Annotated in this window: 18 protein-coding genes; 9 read left to right on the top strand and 9 right to left on the bottom strand. The window is 34.7% G+C overall.

The window, feature by feature from the left end:
* Positions 1 to 202 precede the first annotated feature (202 nt).
* Both B0A64_RS05190 and B0A64_RS05185 read left to right on the top strand, forming a co-directional pair.
* Entirely contained in the window at positions 203 to 1,609 is a 1,407-nt protein-coding gene (locus tag B0A64_RS05190) for an aminopeptidase P N-terminal domain-containing protein (protein ID WP_089478548.1), read from the top strand.
* Between the two features lie 177 nt (positions 1,610 to 1,786).
* The gene (locus tag B0A64_RS05185; RefSeq protein ID WP_089478458.1) at positions 1,787 to 2,746 is read left to right on the top strand and encodes a quinone oxidoreductase family protein; all 960 of its coding nucleotides are present in this window, start codon (positions 1,787 to 1,789) and stop codon (positions 2,744 to 2,746) included.
* A gap of 92 nt (positions 2,747 to 2,838) precedes the next feature.
* Here the strand turns inward: B0A64_RS05185 and B0A64_RS05180 are convergent, their stop codons facing one another.
* From B0A64_RS05180 to B0A64_RS05165, 4 genes are read right to left on the bottom strand one after another with little or no spacing between them, the layout of a single operon-like run.
* Positions 2,839 to 3,930 (bottom strand): DUF6630 family protein, encoded by a 1,092-nt coding sequence (locus B0A64_RS05180; protein WP_089478457.1) that lies wholly within the window; start codon positions 3,928 to 3,930, stop codon positions 2,839 to 2,841.
* Between the two features lie 9 nt (positions 3,931 to 3,939).
* The gene (locus B0A64_RS05175) at positions 3,940 to 5,499 is read right to left on the bottom strand and encodes an NAD(P)/FAD-dependent oxidoreductase (RefSeq protein ID WP_089478456.1); all 1,560 of its coding nucleotides are present in this window, start codon (positions 5,497 to 5,499) and stop codon (positions 3,940 to 3,942) included.
* A gap of 20 nt (positions 5,500 to 5,519) precedes the next feature.
* The gene (locus tag B0A64_RS05170; protein WP_089478455.1) at positions 5,520 to 5,786 is read right to left on the bottom strand and encodes a type II toxin-antitoxin system RelE family toxin; all 267 of its coding nucleotides are present in this window, start codon (positions 5,784 to 5,786) and stop codon (positions 5,520 to 5,522) included.
* Entirely contained in the window at positions 5,783 to 6,034 is a 252-nt protein-coding gene (locus B0A64_RS05165) for a hypothetical protein (protein ID WP_089478454.1), read from the bottom strand. The genes B0A64_RS05170 and B0A64_RS05165 overlap by 4 nt, the downstream gene beginning before the upstream one ends.
* 140 nt (positions 6,035 to 6,174) lie before the next feature.
* Here B0A64_RS05165 and B0A64_RS05160 point away from each other — a divergent pair, with 140 nt between their 5' ends.
* A complete protein-coding gene (locus B0A64_RS05160) occupies positions 6,175 to 6,411 on the top strand; it encodes a hypothetical protein (protein WP_089478453.1) in 237 nt (78 codons plus the stop codon).
* A 127-nt stretch (positions 6,412 to 6,538) separates the two neighbouring features.
* Here B0A64_RS05160 and recQ read toward each other — a convergent pair whose 3' ends face one another.
* Positions 6,539 to 8,734 (bottom strand): DNA helicase RecQ, encoded by a 2,196-nt coding sequence (gene recQ / locus B0A64_RS05155; protein WP_089478452.1) that lies wholly within the window; start codon positions 8,732 to 8,734, stop codon positions 6,539 to 6,541.
* Positions 8,735 to 8,820: 86 nt separating this feature from the next.
* Here recQ and B0A64_RS05150 point away from each other — a divergent pair, with 86 nt between their 5' ends.
* The 4 genes from B0A64_RS05150 (at position 8,821) to lptB (ending at position 11,775) form a co-directional block, all read left to right on the top strand.
* Positions 8,821 to 9,786, top strand: coding sequence for a KpsF/GutQ family sugar-phosphate isomerase (locus B0A64_RS05150; protein ID WP_165769764.1), 966 nt, complete (start codon positions 8,821 to 8,823; stop codon positions 9,784 to 9,786).
* A complete protein-coding gene (tatC, locus tag B0A64_RS05145; RefSeq protein ID WP_089478451.1) occupies positions 9,786 to 10,601 on the top strand; it encodes a twin-arginine translocase subunit TatC in 816 nt (271 codons plus the stop codon). Before B0A64_RS05150 ends, tatC begins: the two co-directional genes overlap by 1 nt.
* Positions 10,594 to 10,947 carry a carboxymuconolactone decarboxylase family protein gene (locus B0A64_RS05140; RefSeq protein ID WP_089478450.1) on the top strand — a complete coding sequence of 118 codons (354 nt, stop codon included), beginning with the start codon at positions 10,594 to 10,596 and terminating at the stop codon, positions 10,945 to 10,947. Before tatC ends, B0A64_RS05140 begins: the two co-directional genes overlap by 8 nt.
* 87 nt (positions 10,948 to 11,034) lie before the next feature.
* Positions 11,035 to 11,775 carry an LPS export ABC transporter ATP-binding protein gene (lptB, locus tag B0A64_RS05135; protein WP_056255108.1) on the top strand — a complete coding sequence of 247 codons (741 nt, stop codon included), beginning with the start codon at positions 11,035 to 11,037 and terminating at the stop codon, positions 11,773 to 11,775.
* A gap of 68 nt (positions 11,776 to 11,843) precedes the next feature.
* Here the strand turns inward: lptB and B0A64_RS05130 are convergent, their stop codons facing one another.
* Together B0A64_RS05130 and B0A64_RS05125 are read right to left on the bottom strand one after the other, a co-directional pair.
* Entirely contained in the window at positions 11,844 to 12,701 is an 858-nt protein-coding gene (locus B0A64_RS05130) for a glycoside hydrolase family 25 protein (RefSeq protein ID WP_089478449.1), read from the bottom strand.
* A 10-nt stretch (positions 12,702 to 12,711) separates the two neighbouring features.
* Positions 12,712 to 13,428, bottom strand: a complete 717-nt coding sequence (locus B0A64_RS05125; RefSeq protein WP_089478448.1) for a CDP-alcohol phosphatidyltransferase family protein — start codon at positions 13,426 to 13,428, stop codon at positions 12,712 to 12,714.
* Between the two features lie 152 nt (positions 13,429 to 13,580).
* On the opposite strand from B0A64_RS05125, the gene B0A64_RS05120 reads away from it, so the two are divergent.
* Together B0A64_RS05120 and B0A64_RS05115 are read left to right on the top strand one after the other, a co-directional pair.
* Positions 13,581 to 14,648: a putative type IX sorting system protein PorV2 gene (locus tag B0A64_RS05120; protein ID WP_449528509.1), complete on the top strand. Its 1,068-nt coding sequence runs from the start codon at positions 13,581 to 13,583 to the stop codon at positions 14,646 to 14,648.
* Positions 14,649 to 14,684: 36 nt separating this feature from the next.
* Positions 14,685 to 15,821, top strand: coding sequence for a lipoprotein N-acyltransferase Lnb domain-containing protein (locus B0A64_RS05115; protein ID WP_089478446.1), 1,137 nt, complete (start codon positions 14,685 to 14,687; stop codon positions 15,819 to 15,821).
* 1 nt (position 15,822) lies between these two features.
* Here B0A64_RS05115 and B0A64_RS05110 read toward each other — a convergent pair whose 3' ends face one another.
* Together B0A64_RS05110 and B0A64_RS05105 are read right to left on the bottom strand one after the other, a co-directional pair.
* Positions 15,823 to 17,217: a sugar transferase gene (locus B0A64_RS05110; RefSeq protein ID WP_089478445.1), complete on the bottom strand. Its 1,395-nt coding sequence runs from the start codon at positions 17,215 to 17,217 to the stop codon at positions 15,823 to 15,825.
* 59 nt (positions 17,218 to 17,276) lie between these two features.
* Positions 17,277 to 18,626 carry an O-antigen ligase family protein gene (locus tag B0A64_RS05105; protein WP_089478444.1) on the bottom strand — a complete coding sequence of 450 codons (1,350 nt, stop codon included), beginning with the start codon at positions 18,624 to 18,626 and terminating at the stop codon, positions 17,277 to 17,279.

Below are 18,626 nucleotides of genomic sequence, written 5' to 3'. Positions count from 1 at the left end.
ATTCATCTAAAGCCGTTCATGTGAGCGGCTTTTTTTTTGCCACAAATTGCACAAATTTTCACGAATTAGAATTAACATTCAGTAGAAAAAAATTTGTGAAAATTTGTGCCATTCATGGCTAACTTTTTTCTCTAACCCAATTCATATTTTTTGTAATTTGCAGCAATCAAAAAACCAGAATCAATCCTCAATAAACCAGAAAATGAAGCAATTACTACTATTTTTCACTTTATTAATCACCATCTCCCCAATTCATTCTCAACAAAATCTCCCTACAGATTATCTCTCAAAAGAATTTCATAAAGAACGTCGCGAAGCTTTTAGAAATCTTATGCCAGCCAACTCTGTTGCTGTAATTTTCTCTTATCCGGAAAGAGTTTTTTCAAAAGATATCAATTATAATTATCATCAAAATCCAGATCTCTATTATTTGTCCGGTTACAAAGAACCTGATGCTGTTTTGTTTCTTTTTAAAGAACCACAAGGAACAGGTGAAACCTATACTGAACTCTTTTTTGTAAGAGAAAAAAATGCCAATCGCGAAATCTGGACCGGAAGACGTTTGGGTATCGAAGGCACAAAATCGAAACTAGGTTTTACAAATGTGCACAACGGAAAAGACTTTAAAGATTTTGTTCTAGATTTAAAAAAATTCGACAAAATAATTGGTGATAAAATTCCAACCGATATTGGCTCTGACAAAAGTGGATTTGATCTTTATGGCTTACTGGAAACTTTTAAAACTAAAGCAGGAATTACAAAAGAAAACGAAAACTCAGCAGACCTTTTTACCACTATCACAAACACACTTCGAGAAATAAAAACTCCTGAAGAAATGGAGTTAATGCGTAAAACTATCAAACTTTCCTGCATTGCACACAACGAAGTTATGAAAGCGGTTGGACCCAATATGAGCGAAAACGAAGCCGACGGAATTCATGCTTACGTTCACAGACATTATGGTGCAGAGGGCGAAGGGTATCCGCCAATAGTAGGCGCGGGAGCAAACGGATGTATTTTGCACTATGGCGAAAACAACAGCACAAAAATCGACAATCAGTTGCTATTGATGGATGTAGGCTCTGAATACCACGGCTATTCTGCCGATGTTACGAGAACAATTCCGGCAAACGGAAAATTTACCGAAGAGCAAAAAGCCATTTATCAATTGGTTTATGAAACTCAGGAAGAAGTTTTTAAAATTTGCAAACCAGGAACTCCTATTCAGAATTTGAACCAAAAATCGAAAGAAGTAATCGCCGCCGGACTAATTAAACTAGGGATCATCACAGATCCTAAAGATGCCAGAATATATTATCCGCATGGCTGTTCTCATTTTCTTGGATTAGATGTTCATGATAAAGGAAATTATATGGGAAACTTAAAAGAAAATATGATCCTGACAGTTGAACCGGGAATCTATATTCCGGCAAATAGTAAATGTGATAAAAAATGGTGGAACATTGGTGTTCGTATCGAAGATGATATCGCAATTACCAAAGATTCATACGAAAATCTTTCGGCAGAATCTCCCAGAAAATGGCAGGATATCGAAAAACTAGCCGCACAAAAAAGCACTTTTAACGAAATGAAATTTCCTAAAATATAATTTGTTTTCAGCCACGAATTACACAAATCCCCACAAATTATAAGCAATATTCTGCAAAAAAATTAGTGCAAATTTGTGTAATTCGTGGCTTATCATTTTTACTGGTAATTTTAAGAAAAGCTTTTAAAACTTAAGCCTGATTTTTACCGTACTTTGTATCCTTAAATATATTAAAAAATGAAAGCACTCACCTTCTCTTCTTTCGGAAATTCTGATGTTTTAGAATATATCGAAATTCCGAATCCTGAATTAAAAAGTGATGAAATTCTAGTCGAGATGAAAGCTATTGGACTAAATTTTGCTGATGTTTACAGGCGAAAAGGGAATTACCACTTAAAAGGAAATCCACCTTTTATTGCCGGTTACGAAGGTGCCGGAATTATAATTGACGCAAACAATCATCCTGAATATAAAATTGGTGATCGTGTGGCGTTCGCCGATGTTCCTTTTGCAAACGCAGATTTGGTTGCTGTAAATATAAACCATGTTTTGCCATTGCCTGAAGCAATTTCTTTTGAAACTGCTGCATCTATTTTGCTACAAGGTTTAACCGCACATTATCTTGCAACGGATAGTCATAAAACCACAAAAGGCGAAACGGTTTTGATTCATGCTGTTGCTGGCGGAGTAGGACAATTTCTAACTCAAATAAGCAAATTATCCGGCGCAACTGTTATTGGTTTAACCTCTTCTTCAGACAAGGCAAAAGTTGCGATCGAACAAGGTGCCGATCATGTTTTTTTATATCATGAAGATTGGAAATCGGATATTTTTAAAGTGGTCCCAAAAGGTGTTGATGTTGTTTATGACAGCATCGGAAGCACCCTGACAGATAGCTTTAAAGTTACAAAAGAATGCGGACAGGTTGTTTTCTTTGGGATGGCGGGAGGAGATCCTGAACCTGTAGACCCTAGAATGTTAATGGATACCTCAAAAACTTTGACGGGAGGAGATCTATGGAGTTACTTAAATTCGAAAGAAGAACGAATTAAAAGAGCCAATCAATTATTCCGTTGGATCATCGAAGGAAAAATTACACTTTCAGAACCTACGTCTTTCAAATTATCAGAAGGGAAACTGGCGCATGATTATCTCGAAAGCCGAAAAAGTACCGGAAAAATAATCCTGATCCCGTAAAAAACCAACATAATTTTTTTCGCCACGAATTAACGAATTACTATAAAACTAAAATTCGTTAATTCGTGGCTGTTATTTTTTTAAGTTTTATTCTATAATTGGTTAACCTCAATTTTTGTCAATTCAGATAATTCTAAAATTCTGGCCACATCCTCTTTATTCGCTACAAAAAACAAGTAATTATCTCCGTTCGTCTCGTAAGTCATTAATTCGAGATTGTGTTTTTCTAAAGCTGACTGAATATAAGGAAACAAATCATGGCTGTAGGTTTCTTCCGGATATTCGAAATTAAGGTCTTTCCCAATCATTTCTGAGATAAAATATTCGGCATCTTCGGGATCAAATTTCCAGTCGCTGTTCCAGCAATCGATACTTTCAAAAAAAGCCCACTGCCCCTGAATAATTGAATCATATTCTGTTACTTCTTTTTTAAAATTCTTCAAAAGCTTTTTTGATTGCTTTTGAGCCAATTTCTTGTCGACATCTCCTCGTGAAACCAGCTTGATAAATTCTTCAAAAGTTTCCTGAGTAACTTCTATTTCTTCCGGTAATAAATTTTCCTGCGAAGGGAGCTCGATACTCTCGGGTAATTCTATTTTCAGGTATTGACAAATTCCCTGTAATACTCTTTCAAATTCTTTAAATCCAATTTTCTGAATATCATTTTTTGGATCATTTATAGTAATAGACTCAGCATCTAATATCCCTTTTGTATAATCCAGAAAATAACTGTTGTTATAAAGCATTCTAAAATCGTTTGTCTCTAAACTATTCGTACAACAAAAGAAAATAATAAAATTATGCAAAACATGTTTTAAGTACTTTTTTGCTTCCGGAGTTGGCTCTGTATAAAACTGAATATGAATATAATCGTACTCTAATTCCTGAAGCATTTGCTCTTCAGAAACGGGTCCAATATTATTTTTTTTATACAGTTCGTTTAAGATTTCGTATGCATTTTTGAAACCGGCTTTCTTAATTTCATTTTGTGCTTCTTCATAATCAAATGATGTTGGAAAAGAATACAAATTCACCAAAACAGTATCATGAATACCTTTTATCTTAAAGTCGAGTTTATTGTGCTCATTGTACAAATAAGAATAAACAGAATTTACAACATCAAAAGAAACGATGGATTTAGGATCGTTATTTCTGCCAAAAAAATTAGAAAAGAAGTTTTTCATAATGAGCTATTATTTCAACGTTTCTGCAATCATCAAAGCACATTTTTCGCCATCTATTGCCGCTGATATAATTCCGCCGGCATAACCAGCTCCTTCTCCACACGGATACAACCCTTTTATTTGCAAATGCTCATAAGTTATTGGATCTCTGGGAATACGAACCGGAGACGAAGTCCTGCTTTCCGGAGCATGCAAAATGGCTTCATTGGTCAAATAACCGCGCATTGATTTTCCGAATTCTTTAAAACCTTCCCGTAAAATCTGTGATAAAAACCCCGGAAAAACCTGTCCCATTTCTACCGAAGTTGTTCCGGGAACATAAGATGTTTTAGGGATCTCTGTCGAAACTTTATTCTGGGTAAAATCGATCATTCGCTGTGCCGGAACTTTTTGAGTCTCTCCTGCTAGATGCCACGCTTTTTGTTCGATGCTTTTTTGGAATTCCATTCCTGCCAAAGCACCAAATTTTTCGAAAGGTTTAAAATCTTCTAATTTTAGTTCGATTACAATTCCGGAATTTGCTGTAACCTGATCACGTTTCGATGGCGACCAACCGTTTGTCACTACTTCTCCGGGACTTGTTGCACAAGGCGCAATTACACCTCCGGGACACATACAAAACGAATACATACCACGACCATTTACTTGTTTTACAATAGAATAGGGTGCCGGTGGCAAGTGCTCTCCACGATAATCACAGCTATATTGAATACTATCTATTAATTCTTGCGAATGTTCTGCACGAACGCCTAAAGCAAAAGGTTTGGCTTCGATAAATATTTTCTTTTTATCTAATAATTCAAAAATATCACGCGCCGAATGTCCGGTTGCCAGAATTAATTTATTTGCCAGAATCTTATCTCCGTTTTGAGTAACGATTCCTTCAACTTCATTATTCTTTACTAAAATATCGGTTACTCTGGTATCAAACAAAACCTGACCCCCAAACTCGATAATCTTGTTTCGGATATCTTCAATAATTTTAGGCAGCTTATTTGTTCCGATGTGCGGATGTGCTTCTACCAAAATATCTTCAGATGCTCCAAAAGCAACCAAAAGCTCCAGAATTCTGGTTACATCACCACGTTTTTTAGAACGTGTATATAATTTTCCATCCGAATAAGTTCCTGCTCCGCCTTCGCCAAAACAATAATTAGAATCTTCGTTGACCAAATGGTCTACGTTTATTGCTTTCAGGTCACGACGACGCCCTCGAACGTCTTTTCCGCGTTCGACTACAATTGGCTTTAAGCCTAATTCTATCAATTGCAAAGCTGCAAAAAGTCCGGCTGGTCCAGCGCCAACGACAATCACTTCTTGTGCTGTAGAAACGTCATTATATATAGGTAGCTCTATTTTGGTTTCCTGAAAAGGTTCTCCTTGCAAATAGATAATTACTTTCAGATTTATTTTTATCGCTTTTTGGCGCGCATCAATAGAACGTTTTAGAATAGAAATATGTTGAATTTCTTTGGGAGAAACCTTTATTTGTTTAGACAAATAGTCTTTTAGCAACAATTCGTTTGCTGCAATTTCTGGAGAAACTTGTAATAGAAGTTCTTTTGGCATCTTTTATGAATTCTGAAATTTTATGGAAATAACTTATAAATATCTTCCCGTTTTGCAAATCTAGCAAGTTCTATGACTTCTTCATCAAAAAAAAATCCTAATCGATATTTTTCAACTCTTATTCTATAAACTTCAGAATGTCCTTTCATCTTTTTTACATTAGATAAGTTGCTTAAATTTTCTGCATTTTTTAGATTTGTAATTACTTCAAACAAACTATCTTTTAAACTTTGATCATTAATTTTTAATAAATCTTTAGAAAATTGTTTTAAATATTCAACCTTCATTTACCTAAGATTTTGAAAATTTCTTCTTCGCTAACTTTGTCATTTCTGTCTACTTCCTGCATCAACATCATCAACCCTACATCTTCTTTTTCTTCATCTGTCAAATTATTGAATTGATTAGCTTGCATACTTTTTACATAAATTTGCACCGCATTTTCAATCAATCCCTTAACACTTGTTTTTTCAAATATTGAAATAACTTTCAATTTTGTCAATGTCTTTTCATCTATATCTATCAATTTTCTCATCTGAAATAAATTTTAAACAAAAATATACCATATATACCATATATACTATATATACAATTTAATTAAATAGTATTCTTTAAATCCATTTTCAAACTAACCTTTGTACCTTTGCACCTTAGAACCTTCGTACCTTAAAAAAAATGTCTAGAAAAATAAAACTGATTTGGGATTTTCGTGGTCCGGCTTCTGCAAAAACAGCTGAACATCACGAAATTCATTTAAAAGAATATATTGCAATTGAAAAATTGCCTTTGAATATTACAGGATTTAAAATCATAAACGATATGCACGCAATCGCTTTTATGGTAGTAAGCGATGAAAATATGATTCCGGTAAGAGATGCCTTGAAGCCGCATCGAGGGGAAGTATACGAGTAGTTTTTAGTTTTCAGTCGCAGTTCTCAGTGGCAGTTTACAGTTTTAATCGAGAATAAATTTAAGTCGCAGTCTCAGTTTTCAGTCTTAGTAAAAAACTGCAAACTGTAAACTGAGACTGTAAACTTTTTTAATTTGCTACTTCGCTAATAAATTTTATTCGCATTAAGCGCAATTCATCAATATCATAATCGCCATCGAATTCCTTAAGAGCATCTTCGATTTTGTCTGATTCTGATTCCATGAAGTAATCGTGAATTTCTTCTTGCTGATCATCGTCCAGCATATCATCAACCCAATATTTGATATTGAGTTTTGTACCAGAGTATACGATCATTTCCATTTCTTTGATCAAAGCATCCATCGAAAGTCCTTTTGCAGAAGCAATATCGCTTAATGGCAGTTTTCGATCAATGTTCTGTATGATGTACAATTTATTTGCTGAGTTGACTCCGGTAGATTTTACTACTAAATCGTCTGGGCGAATAATATCATTATCTTCTACGTATCGATTAATTAAGGTTACAAAATCGTTACCGTATTTCTTGGCTTTTCCTTCACCAACACCATGTATATTGTACAGTTCTGTTAAAGAAATTGGATATTTTAAAGCCATATCTTCAAGAGAAGGATCCTGAAAAACGACAAACGGAGGAACGCCCAATTTTTTAGCTACTTTTTTACGCAGTTCACGCAACATGCCCATCAAAACTTCATCGGCTGTTCCTGATGATTTTGCTGCCGTTACGATTGCTTCATCTTCAGATTCATTATATTCATGATCTTCAGACATTAAAAACGAAACTGGTTTTTTAATAAAGTTCAGTCCTTCTTTGGTGATTTTTACCACACCGTACGTTTCTATATCTTTAGACAAATAACCTGCTACTAAAACTTGTCGAAGCAAGGCCATCCAGTATTTCTCGTCATGACCGGAGCCGGAGCCAAAAAAGGATTGTGTATCTGTTTTATGTGCTTTAATGACCGCATTGATACGACCAATTAAAGTAAATACAATTTCTTTAGATTTATAAATATGTTTGGTGTCGCGAACGATCTCAAGCAATTTAACGACTTGATCCTGGGCTTCAATTTTATTTTTAGGATTGCGAACATTGTCATCCATATCTGCGCCTTCACCGGTTTCGCTGTCAAATTCTTCTCCAAAATAGTGCAGTAAAAATTTCCTGCGTGACATCGAGGTTTCGGCATAAGCTACTACTTCCTGCAATAAAGCAAAACCAATTTCCTGCTCTGCGACTGGTTTTCCGGACATAAATTTCTCCAGCTTTTCTACATCTTTATAGGAGTAATATGCCAGACAATGTCCTTCGCCTCCATCACGACCGGCACGACCGGTTTCCTGATAATAACTTTCTAATGATTTCGGGATATCATGGTGAATCACAAAACGAACGTCGGGTTTATCGATTCCCATCCCAAATGCAATTGTTGCTACAACCACATCTACATCTTCCATCAAAAACATATCCTGATGTTTGGCTCGGGTTTTAGCGTCTAAACCTGCGTGATAAGGCACCGCACTGATTCCGTTTACTTGTAAAACTTCGGCAATTGACTCTACTTTTTTACGGCTTAAGCAGTAAATAATTCCAGATTTGCCTTTATGTTGTTTGATAAATCGAATAATATCCGATTCTATGTTTTTAGTTTTGGTCCGAACTTCGTAGTATAAATTCGGTCTGTTGAAAGATGCTTTAAAAGTATTTGCATCAGACATGTCCAGATTTTTAAGAATGTCTTCCTGAACTTTTGGGGTTGCAGTTGCTGTAAGTCCAATAATAGGCACTTGCCCTAATTGCTTGATTATATTTTTCAGATTTCTGTATTCAGGTCTAAAATCGTGACCCCATTCTGAAATACAATGCGCTTCATCTATGGCGACAAACGAAATAGGCACACTTTGCAAAAAAGCCACATATTCTTCTTTTGTCAAAGATTCCGGAGCCACATACAAAAGTTTGGTCAAACCAGAGGTAATGTCTTTTTTTACTTGTGCAATTTCTGTTTTTGTAAGGGAGGAATTTAAGACATGCGCAATTCCGTTTTCTGAAGAAAGGCTTCGAATCGCGTCAACCTGATTTTTCATCAAAGCAATCAAAGGAGAAACAACAATGGCTGTTCCTTCCTGAATTAAAGCGGGTAATTGATAACAAAGAGACTTTCCACCGCCAGTTGGCATAATTACGAATGTATTTGTTTGGTGTAAAATACTCGTAATAACTTGCTCCTGTAAACCCTTAAATTGGCTAAAGCCGAAATACTTCTTTAATTCCTTGTGTATTTCAATTTCGTTTGAATTCATTCTTTATATTAATGGTATTTTGTATAAATTTGCAACACATAAAGATACAACTTTCTTTTATACATACAAATTTTAAATATTCTGTTTTGATCACAAAAGAAAATATATTGGCCATAGCCAAGAAAACCATACTCTCTGAAAGTGAAGCGATTACAAAGTTAATTGATTTTTTGGACGAAAATTTTTACGAAGCAACCCAACGCATTTACGAAACCAAAGGTCGATTGATCGTTACCGGCATCGGAAAAAGCGCCATAATTGCTCAAAAAATGGTCGCCACTTTTAACTCGACCGGAACGCCCTCAATGTTTTTGCACGCTTCAGAAGCTATTCATGGTGATTTAGGAATGATACAAAAAGAGGATATCATAATTTGTATTTCGAAAAGCGGAAATAGTCCTGAGATTAAAGTTTTAGTTCCTCTATTAAAACGTTTTGGAAACATATTAATTGCCATTACCGGAAATATAACTTCATCATTGGCCAAAGGTTCCGATTATGTTTTGAATACAACGGTTGATATGGAAGCCTGTCCAATAAATTTAGCACCAACAAACAGTACCACGGCTCAACTTGTTATGGGTGATGCTCTTGCAGTTTGTTTGATGGAAATGCGTGATTTTAAACCAGAAGATTTTGCGGTTTATCATCCGGGTGGGGCTTTAGGAAAAAAACTACTGCTTCGCGTAAAAGATATGATTGAACATTCGTTAAAACCAATGGTTACTCCGGATACTTCAGTTAAAAAAGTTATTTTTGAGATCTCTGAAAAAAGATTGGGCGTAACAGCCGTTATCGAAAACGACAAAATAATAGGAATTATTACTGATGGAGACATTAGAAGAATGCTAAACGACAGAGATTCTATTGCAGATTTGACAGCAAAGGATATTATGTCAAAAAACCCTAAATTAGTATCCTCGGAAACTATGGCAGTTGATGCCTTAAATATTTTAGAAGATTTTTCGATAACACAACTGATTGTTTCAGACAACGGCGAGTACAAAGGAGTATTACATTTACATGACATATTAAAAGAAGGAATCGTATAATGGCAAAGAAAAACCTTGGCGAGATGTCATTTTTAGACCATCTTGAAGAATTAAGATGGTTACTGGTTCGAAGCACAATTGCAATATGCATTATGGCTTTTATCACTTATTTTATTAGTGATTATTTATTTGATCAAATTATTTTAGGTCCTATCCGGCCTACTTTTTTTACCTATGTATGGTTTTGCGACTTATCGCATCAACTAGGTTTTGCGGATAGTATTTGTATTACCGAACTGAATTTCATTATTCAAAACACCGAAATGGAAGGGCAAGTAAATATATTTGTCTGGATGTGTCTTTTGGCCGGTTTTATCCTAAGCTTTCCTTATATATTATGGGAACTCTGGAAATTTATTAGCCCTGCTTTATATGAGAAAGAAAGAAATAATGCTAAAATATTCATCTTTACGTCTTCCCTTCTTTTCTTTTTAGGAGTGTTATTTGGATATTATATCGTAATCCCGATGTCGGTAAATTTCGTTGCGACTTTCTCTGTGAGTGATGTGGTAAAAAACCAATTTACGCTTGAATCGTATATGGGAATGGTAAAAACGAGTATTCTTGCGAGCGGCTTGTTTTTTGAATTGCCTATCATTATCTATTTCTTAACTAAACTAGGATTAGTAACTCCTGATTTCTTAAGGAAATACTGGAAATATGCCGTGGTTATTATTTTAATTATCGCAGCTATCGTAACGCCTCCGGATGTAGTAAGCCAGACTATTGTAGCAATACCAATGTTGCTTATCTACGAAGTAAGTATCCTGATCTCAAGGATTGTTTATAAAAATAAATTAAAAGAAAATGTCTGATATCATAAAAGAATTTAACGACTATCGTTCTAAAATGAACGAAAAACTACTTGCTGATAATAACAAAATTGTTAAGCGAATTTTTAATCTTGACACTAATGCTTATGCAGCCGGAGCTCTTGATGTAAAGACCAAAGAACTCTTAGGATTAGTAGCATCAGCGGTTTTACGTTGTGATGATTGTGTAAAATATCACTTAGAAACAAGCCATAAAGAAGGTGTTACTAAAGAAGAAATGATGGAAGCAATGGGAATCGCAACTTTGGTTGGAGGAACGATTGTTGTACCTCATTTGCGCAGAGCTTATGAATTCTGGGAAGCTTTAGAGGAAGCCGAAACTAAATAATTGTTAATAGGTTTATTTGTTGAATCGTTTATTCGTTAATTTGTGGCGAATAAACGATTCAGACGTTTAAACGATTAAACTTAAAAAATGAAATTAAGAGCCGATAATTTAATCAAAACCTATAAAGGTCGTAGTGTTGTAAAAGGAATTTCTGTTGAAGTTAATCAGGGAGAAATTGTTGGTCTTTTGGGACCAAATGGTGCCGGAAAAACTACTTCTTTTTACATGATCGTGGGATTGGTAAAGCCAAATTCGGGAAATATTTACCTGGACGATCTGGATATTACTGATTATCCAATGTACAAACGTGCACAACAAGGTATTGGCTATCTGGCACAGGAAGCTTCGGTTTTTAGAAAACTAAGTATTGAAGACAACATTTTGAGTGTTTTGCAACTGACTAAACTTTCTAAGGAAGAGCAAATTGCAAAGATGGAAAGCCTTATCGAAGAGTTTAGCTTAGAACACATTCGTACTAATAGAGGCGATTTGCTTTCCGGAGGAGAACGTCGTCGTACCGAAATTGCACGTGCACTGGCAACTGACCCTAAATTTATTTTATTAGATGAGCCTTTTGCAGGGGTTGACCCCGTTGCTGTCGAGGATATCCAGAGAATTGTAGCACAGCTAAAAAACAAAAATATCGGAATTCTAATTACCGATCACAACGTTCAGGAAACTTTGGCTATTACTGACAAAACGTACTTAATGTTTGAGGGTGGAATTTTGAAAGCCGGAATTCCGGAAGAATTGGTAGAAGACGAAATGGTTCGTCGTGTTTACTTAGGTCAAAACTTTGAACTTCGTAAAAAGAAACTTGAATTTTAAAAAAAAAGTACACAGTCGCAGTATTCAGTCTCAGTAAAAACTGTAAACTGCGACTGAATACTGTAAACTTATTCAACAGTTATAAACTGAAGTTGTTCTATATCTCCATTGTAAATATTGACATCTACGCGATGTTTGATTCCCGGCAAAGATGCTTTTTCTGTAAATTGCCAAAAAAGCCAATCGTCTTCGATTTTCTCTCTGTAGAAATTGTAATTGGCTATCCAGAATAAATATTCTCCAAACTCTTCTTTTAGAAAATCGCTGTAATAACGTTCTCCTGTATAAATTATGGGACGAACCTGATAATGTGCTTCGACTTTATTCAACCAACGTTTTAGTCCTTTTTTCAAACTATCCAAGGGTTGATTCTTCGGCAATCTTTCGATATCCAAAACGGGTGGCAAATCGCCTTTTTGCAATTTTACTGTTTTTATAAAAAGGTCTGCCTGCTCAATTGAGTTTTCGTTTGGTCGATAATAATGATAGGCTCCACGTATTATTTTATGCTCTTTGGCACCTTCCCAATTTTTTTTAAACTGGCGGTCTACTCTGTCATTTCCTGCGGTCGCGCGAATAAAAACAAACTTAACAGGATATTTTTCTTCTAAGACTTCGACTTCATCCCATTGCACTTTTCCCTGAAATTCAGATACGTCAATACCTATAACTTTTCCTTTATGGTTTTCGAGAACCTGAATGTTTCGAACATCCGAAAGATGTTTGTCGACCTCATCTTCCTCCAAAATTTTGCCTGATTTAAAGCCAAGATAATAGGACAGTCCATCACGATAATGATATACTGCACCCAGAAAAAACACTACTAAAAAGGAATAAATCAGGAACCGAATTGCTCGCCCAAAAACAGATCTTTGAGGTTTTGCTTTTCTGGAATAAGAAGTTCGTCTTGTTGTTTTTCTTGCCATTCAAATGAAACTACTTTTTCAAAAACATATTATTCACAACCGATAAGAACACATAAAAAATGATAATTACCGGTATTGCCATGTATTGAAGCACTACTACCAAAAGCAAAGAGATCAATAAAAACACTACTTGAAGTACATTATCTTTTAGGTTAAATTTTTTGATTTTTAAAGCAAACAACGGAATTTCGGCATTCAGGATATAAGCACTAAACAATGTGATTACTATTAAAACCCATTGATTGGTTAATATTTCGAGAACCAAAAGTGACGAATCTGAGTACATGTCCAGAACTACCTGCAAACTAATAATAAAAAGTGCGTTTGCCGGAGTTGGTAAACCAATAAACGAATCAGTCTGGCGTGTATCGATATTAAAATTTGCCAAACGGTAACAAGATCCTAAAGTTATAATAAATCCCAGAAACGGAATTGCAGGGCTTGTCCCTAACTCGTGTGCACTGTTTACAAACATAGAATACATAACATAACCCGGCACAACTCCGCTGGTAACCATATCTGCCAAAGAGTCTAATTGTAAACCAAGCGGACTTGAAACTTTGAATAATCTGGCAAAAAAACCATCAAAAAAATCAAAAAAGATTCCGAGACAAACCATGTAAAAAGCCATTAAGTAGTTGGCTTCTGAAACGAAAACAACGGCGATACAACCACAAAATAAATTGATTAATGTGATTAAATTAGGAATGTGCTTTTTAATATTCATGTTTTATAGTTTTGATATATGGAAAGGACAAATTTCGCATAATATGTGACAATTTCTACTATTAGTCTAAAAAAATTATAACCATTGGTAATAATAAATATTATATTTTTGGTAAAAATTAAAACAGACTTCGGTTTGCTAAAAAAAATCCGTTGAAGAAAATCTTTGTATTCTTATTATGTTGGAGTTGTACGCAACAGTATGCACAAACCGTTCGAAAATATTCAAATGAATTTATGAATATTGGTGTCGATGCAGCTGCATTAGGAATGTCGAGTGCAGTTGTGGCTTCTACAAACGATGTTAATGCGGGATATTGGAATCCGGCAGGTTTGACCAATCTTGAGGACCATCAGCTCTCTTTAATGCACGCCAATTATTTTGCCAATATTGCGCAATACGATTATATAGGTTATGCAAGCCCAATTGATGACAGAAGTGCCTGGGGTATTTCGATGATTCGTTTTGGTGTTGATGATATCATGGATACGACACAATTAATCGACAATCAGGGAAATATAGATTACAACAGGATTAGTTTGTTCTCGACTGCCGATTATGGTTTTACTTTTTCTTATGCCAGAAGATTGCCTGTTGAAGGGCTTCAATATGGGGTAAATGCCAAAATAATTCGTAGAATTATTGGAAAATTTGCAAATTCCTGGGGATTTGGTTTTGATGTTGGCCTACAGTTCGAACGAAACAATTGGAAATTTGGATTGATGCTTCGTGATATTACCACTACTTATAATGTCTGGAATATTGATGAGGAGGAATATGCAAAAATTGCCAATGCAATTCCGGGAGAGAATAATGAATTGCCGGAAAGTACTGAAATAACTTTGCCAAAAGCACAATTGGGAGTTTCAAGAAAGTTTGATTTTCATAATGATTACAGTCTTATGGTTGCTACTAATTTGAATATGCGTTTTGAGCAAACAAAAGACATTATCTCTACAAAAGCAGTAAGTATTGATCCTGCTTTGGGGTTTGAATTTGGTTATACTGATCTTGTTTTTTTAAGAGCGGGAGCAGGAAATTTTCAGAATGTAACGCAATTAGACAATACCGAAAAAATAAATTTTCAACCTAATATTGGTTTAGGTTTTAAATACAAAGGCATTCAGATTGATTATGCTTTGACTGACTTAGGAAATCAAAGTACTGCTTTGTACTCCAATATCTTTTCTTTAAAAGTAGATTTAGGTATCTTTAGATAAAATTTCAAAACCACAAACTTCTTAAAATTTTAAAGTATGAAAAATGTCATTTTAAAAAGAACACTTTTTAGTTTACTATTATTACTAAGTTTTATTGGTTACAGCCAAAGTTTGCCTTTGTCTAAAGAGGCTAAAATAAGCGTTATTACTTGCGGTTTAGGCAACGAAACTTATTCTTATTTTGGTCATACTGCTTTGCGTGTCGTTGATCCGGGAAATAATATTGATGTTGTTTTTAATTATGGTGCTTTTGATTTTTCTACACCTAATTTTGTAGCAAAATTTGCAAAAGGCGATTTGCAATATTTTGTAGTAGTACATTCTTTCCCTGAGTTTCTAAATGATTACACGAATGAAAAAAGAAGTGTTTTTGAGCAGGAATTGCTTATTTCTCCAGAGGCAAAACAAAAGCTTTTTGATAATTTGAATACTACTTTAGCTTCTCAGGATCGTTTTTATACTTATAAATTTATTGATAAAAACTGCACCTCGATGGTGGTAGATATTATTAATAAAACTTTAAATGATGTTGTTATTACCAAAAAAGGAGATACTGACAAAACATACAGATCGATCTTATTTCCTTATTTTGACGGGCACTTTTATGATCAGTTGGGCACAAGTATTATTTTTGGAACTAAAGTAGATCAATTGGGAACTAAGATATTTTTGCCGTTTGAGTTAAAAAACAGTCTGGAAAAAACGACCTGTCAAAATAAACCTTTAGTTTCTAAAACAAAAACATTATTAAGCTTTGAGAAAGAAAACCCAAGTTCATGGTGGAATAATGTTTATACCTATCTTTTTATCCTTGCTTTTGTAGTTTTGGCTCACAACAAAATAGTTGACAAAATCTATCTTTTGATTTTATCTTTTATAGGAATCTTTTTTACGTTCATGGGATTTTATTCCTCTCACCACGAATTGGCCATGAACTACAATGTACTTTTATTTAGTCCGTTATTGTTGATTTTGATTTTCTTTTCGATTGCAAAGAACAAAAGATGGACGTATCGTTCTGCTGTTTTACATCTATTATTTTTAATCGTTTACAGCATTTTCCTAATTAACAAAGCGCATTTTTTAATTGTTTTACCACTAATTATTACTAGTGGTTTTGTTCTGGTAAGAGTTGCCATTCGAAACAAAAAACGAATTCCAATTATTATCTAAATTATTGTCCGCGGTAAAATAAAACGGTCGTAATGGTTTTAAAAGTAATGCTTAGATCAAGAAATATACTTCGGTGCTTGATGTAGTATAAATCATATTGTAGTTTTATCAGGCTTTCTTCGATCGATTCACCATACGAATAATTGACTTGTGCCCAACCGGTAAGTCCCGGTTTTACAACATGCCTTGTTTCATAAAAAGGCATTACACGCGCTATTTCTTCAACAAAAAATGGTCTTTCGGGTCTTGGACCAATTACAGCCATATCGCCTTTTAAAACATTAAAAAACTGAGGCAATTCGTCTATTCTTGATTTACGCATCATTTTGCCAAACGGAGTAATACGTTTATCGTTTGAAGTTGCAAAAACAATTCCGTCAGACTCAGAGTCCGTAATCATGGTTCTAAACTTATAGATTTTAAAAACGATCCCGTTTTTGCCTACACGTTCCTGGGTATAAAACAAAGGTCCTTTGTTTGCAAAAAGATTGGCAATAAAAATTAAAGGAATAAAAAGGATACAAACCAATAATCCCACAAAAGAAAACAAAAACTCGATAGAGCGCACTAAAAACAGGTAAAGCTTATTGTTGTTGCTTCGGCTAAAAGGAAAAAAACGATAAAAATCCCTCGCTATATATTGTACCGGAATACGCTGGGTTTTACTTTCATATACCTGTGTATATTCTCTAATGATATTTCCGGATTCTAATAAGTGAAGTAATTGCTGGTATAAATCGGCTGTAATTCCGTCCGTTTTCTGAGAAGCGATTACAATTTCAGAAACCTGATTTTTGATCACAAAAGCTTCTAAGTCGCTCTTTTTTACTTCTTTTACGTAATGAAATTCTAAATCTTCCTTAGAAACTGAATCTGAATTTACGAAGCCAATAATTTTATAATGCGGGTCTACACTTTCTAATCCCAAAACCAACTCTTCGACTTGATTTTGATCGCATATTAAAACGACACTTTGAGAAAACCGATGCGATGCTAAGAAATAGACATAAAAAAACCGCCATAATAACAGGGTGATTAGTATCGTAAAATAAAAAATAATGATAATTAATCGCTGTTTGGGCAGTTCCGGAGATAAAACGGGCGTAAACAAATACGCTAAACTTGAAGAGGTGGCGGTAAAAACTACACTTTGAAGAATTTGCAACTGACTGCTTGCGACCTGCAAATTATACATCTCGAATATTACGCCAAATACGTAGACGTAACCAAGAAGCAAAATAATACTTAAAGCATTGCTTCTGTCAAAAACGAAGTAATGATAATCAAATACCAGGCTTAATACATAGAGCGCTGATAAAATGAAAATAGCATCAAAAACAAGAAGTAGTATTCTTCTTTCCGATATTTCGAAATGCATTTTATTGTTAGAAAACATTTATTCAACTTTGTTTAGGGGCTTAAACTTGAAGCAAATGTATCATAAAAAATTAGAATTTAGCCTAACGAATTTTCTGCTTTTTCAGGAATTTTAACTTGTACTAAAAGCAGTGATAAAGCATATACAAAAGCCGGCGCTGCTGTTCGCATCGCGGCATGATTAATCGTTAAGAGCCAAAAGACAAAAAAAGATAAAAAATACAGATGCTGCCTGTTGTTTACATAAACGATAAAAGGGGTCAAAAAAAGTATTAAAAGACCAAATACACCAAACAAACCATGCTCACTTAACATACGGGTAATCTCATTGTGCGAAGCCGCTTCTTCTCCAAATGTTTCTTTTCGGATTTGCTTACCCATTCCTGCACCAACTCCCAAAATAGGATTGTCCATAAAAAGTGCAAGCTCTTCGTTCATAATTTCTTCCCGACCTCCTAAACGATCTTTTTTTACGCGTCCTGCGGCATCTTGATTTGCATAACGCTTTTCTATAAGTCCATTGGTCTGAAAGGATGAATATCCCCAAACTCCTACCCCCATTAATCCGGTAAGAATAAAAACCAATAAAAATTTGCTTTTCCCTTTGGGATTTGAATACATATAAAGCAGGAACAATAAACAAACAATCATGGCAACTGCGGTTATGACTCCTCCTCTCGAAAAAGTAACAATACCTCTATAGGTTACAAATATTAGTAAACCCCCATTTAGGAGCATTATTTTTTTTGATTTTGAAAACAGTATTAATTGCGTAAAAAACACAAACATTCCTAACCCTAACGCAGTAGAAACCTGATTGGGACCAAAACCTCCCGAAGTTTCAAAATTAGATTGTGTTCCGGTAACCACATCACGAACACTGGGATTAAACAAAAATAAATATACTGTTGTACTCAGTATTGGCAACCCCATTGCTACTAATACGTTTTGTAAATCCGTAAACAAAATTCTTCGTTTAAACATATAAATCGAGGATATGGCTAAACATAACGGTCCCGACAAATTGAAAACCAATGATTTTTTTATATCTATAGAAGGATTAAACGCGGTAGATGTAATGAGAATAGCCGGAATTAGTAAAATCAGGAAAAACCAATATATAAATGCGTTGGTCGAAAAATTGCTGTAGATCATGCCTAACATCATGAAAAAAATGACATTGACTTTTACAAATTCATTATTAAAATTACCACCTGTCATTCGCAAAAATACCTCAACACCTACTAAGTATGCTGCCACTATAAGGACCTCATTGTTGGCATTTTTAGTTCGATAAACAATAAAAAAACCAACAGCCGGAATTACAAGGGCATATATCTTAGACAAAAAAGGCAATGCAAAAACAGCCACAGCAATTACTGCATGAATTAAAAGCAGGAAAATATATGACAACTTTGTATTTTTCAT

This window comes from Flavobacterium araucananum (genome assembly GCF_002222055.1).
GTDB classification, from domain to species: Bacteria; Bacteroidota; Bacteroidia; order Flavobacteriales; family Flavobacteriaceae; genus Flavobacterium; species Flavobacterium araucananum.
Note: the sequence above shows the minus strand (reverse complement) of the source record. Positions and strands in the feature narration are given on the sequence as shown.

Coding starts and splice junctions, on each gene's coding strand:
- tatC (WP_089478451.1), top strand. CDS start 9,786: ATGGCAAAGAAAAACCTTGGCGAGATGTCATTTTTAGACCATCTTGAA.
- B0A64_RS05125 (WP_089478448.1), bottom strand. CDS start 13,428: ATGAATATTAAAAAGCACATTCCTAATTTAATCACATTAATCAATTTA.
- B0A64_RS05160 (WP_089478453.1), top strand. CDS start 6,175: ATGTCTAGAAAAATAAAACTGATTTGGGATTTTCGTGGTCCGGCTTCT.
- B0A64_RS05190 (WP_089478548.1), top strand. CDS start 203: ATGAAGCAATTACTACTATTTTTCACTTTATTAATCACCATCTCCCCA.
- B0A64_RS05110 (WP_089478445.1), bottom strand. CDS start 17,217: ATGTTTTCTAACAATAAAATGCATTTCGAAATATCGGAAAGAAGAATA.
- B0A64_RS05180 (WP_089478457.1), bottom strand. CDS start 3,930: ATGAAAAACTTCTTTTCTAATTTTTTTGGCAGAAATAACGATCCTAAA.
- recQ (WP_089478452.1), bottom strand. CDS start 8,734: ATGAATTCAAACGAAATTGAAATACACAAGGAATTAAAGAAGTATTTC.
- B0A64_RS05185 (WP_089478458.1), top strand. CDS start 1,787: ATGAAAGCACTCACCTTCTCTTCTTTCGGAAATTCTGATGTTTTAGAA.
- B0A64_RS05115 (WP_089478446.1), top strand. CDS start 14,685: ATGAAAAATGTCATTTTAAAAAGAACACTTTTTAGTTTACTATTATTA.
- B0A64_RS05170 (WP_089478455.1), bottom strand. CDS start 5,786: ATGAAGGTTGAATATTTAAAACAATTTTCTAAAGATTTATTAAAAATT.
- lptB (WP_056255108.1), top strand. CDS start 11,035: ATGAAATTAAGAGCCGATAATTTAATCAAAACCTATAAAGGTCGTAGT.
- B0A64_RS05140 (WP_089478450.1), top strand. CDS start 10,594: ATGTCTGATATCATAAAAGAATTTAACGACTATCGTTCTAAAATGAAC.
- B0A64_RS05175 (WP_089478456.1), bottom strand. CDS start 5,499: ATGCCAAAAGAACTTCTATTACAAGTTTCTCCAGAAATTGCAGCAAAC.
- B0A64_RS05105 (WP_089478444.1), bottom strand. CDS start 18,626: ATGAAAAATACAAAGTTGTCATATATTTTCCTGCTTTTAATTCATGCA.
- B0A64_RS05130 (WP_089478449.1), bottom strand. CDS start 12,701: ATGGCAAGAAAAACAACAAGACGAACTTCTTATTCCAGAAAAGCAAAA.
- B0A64_RS05165 (WP_089478454.1), bottom strand. CDS start 6,034: ATGAGAAAATTGATAGATATAGATGAAAAGACATTGACAAAATTGAAA.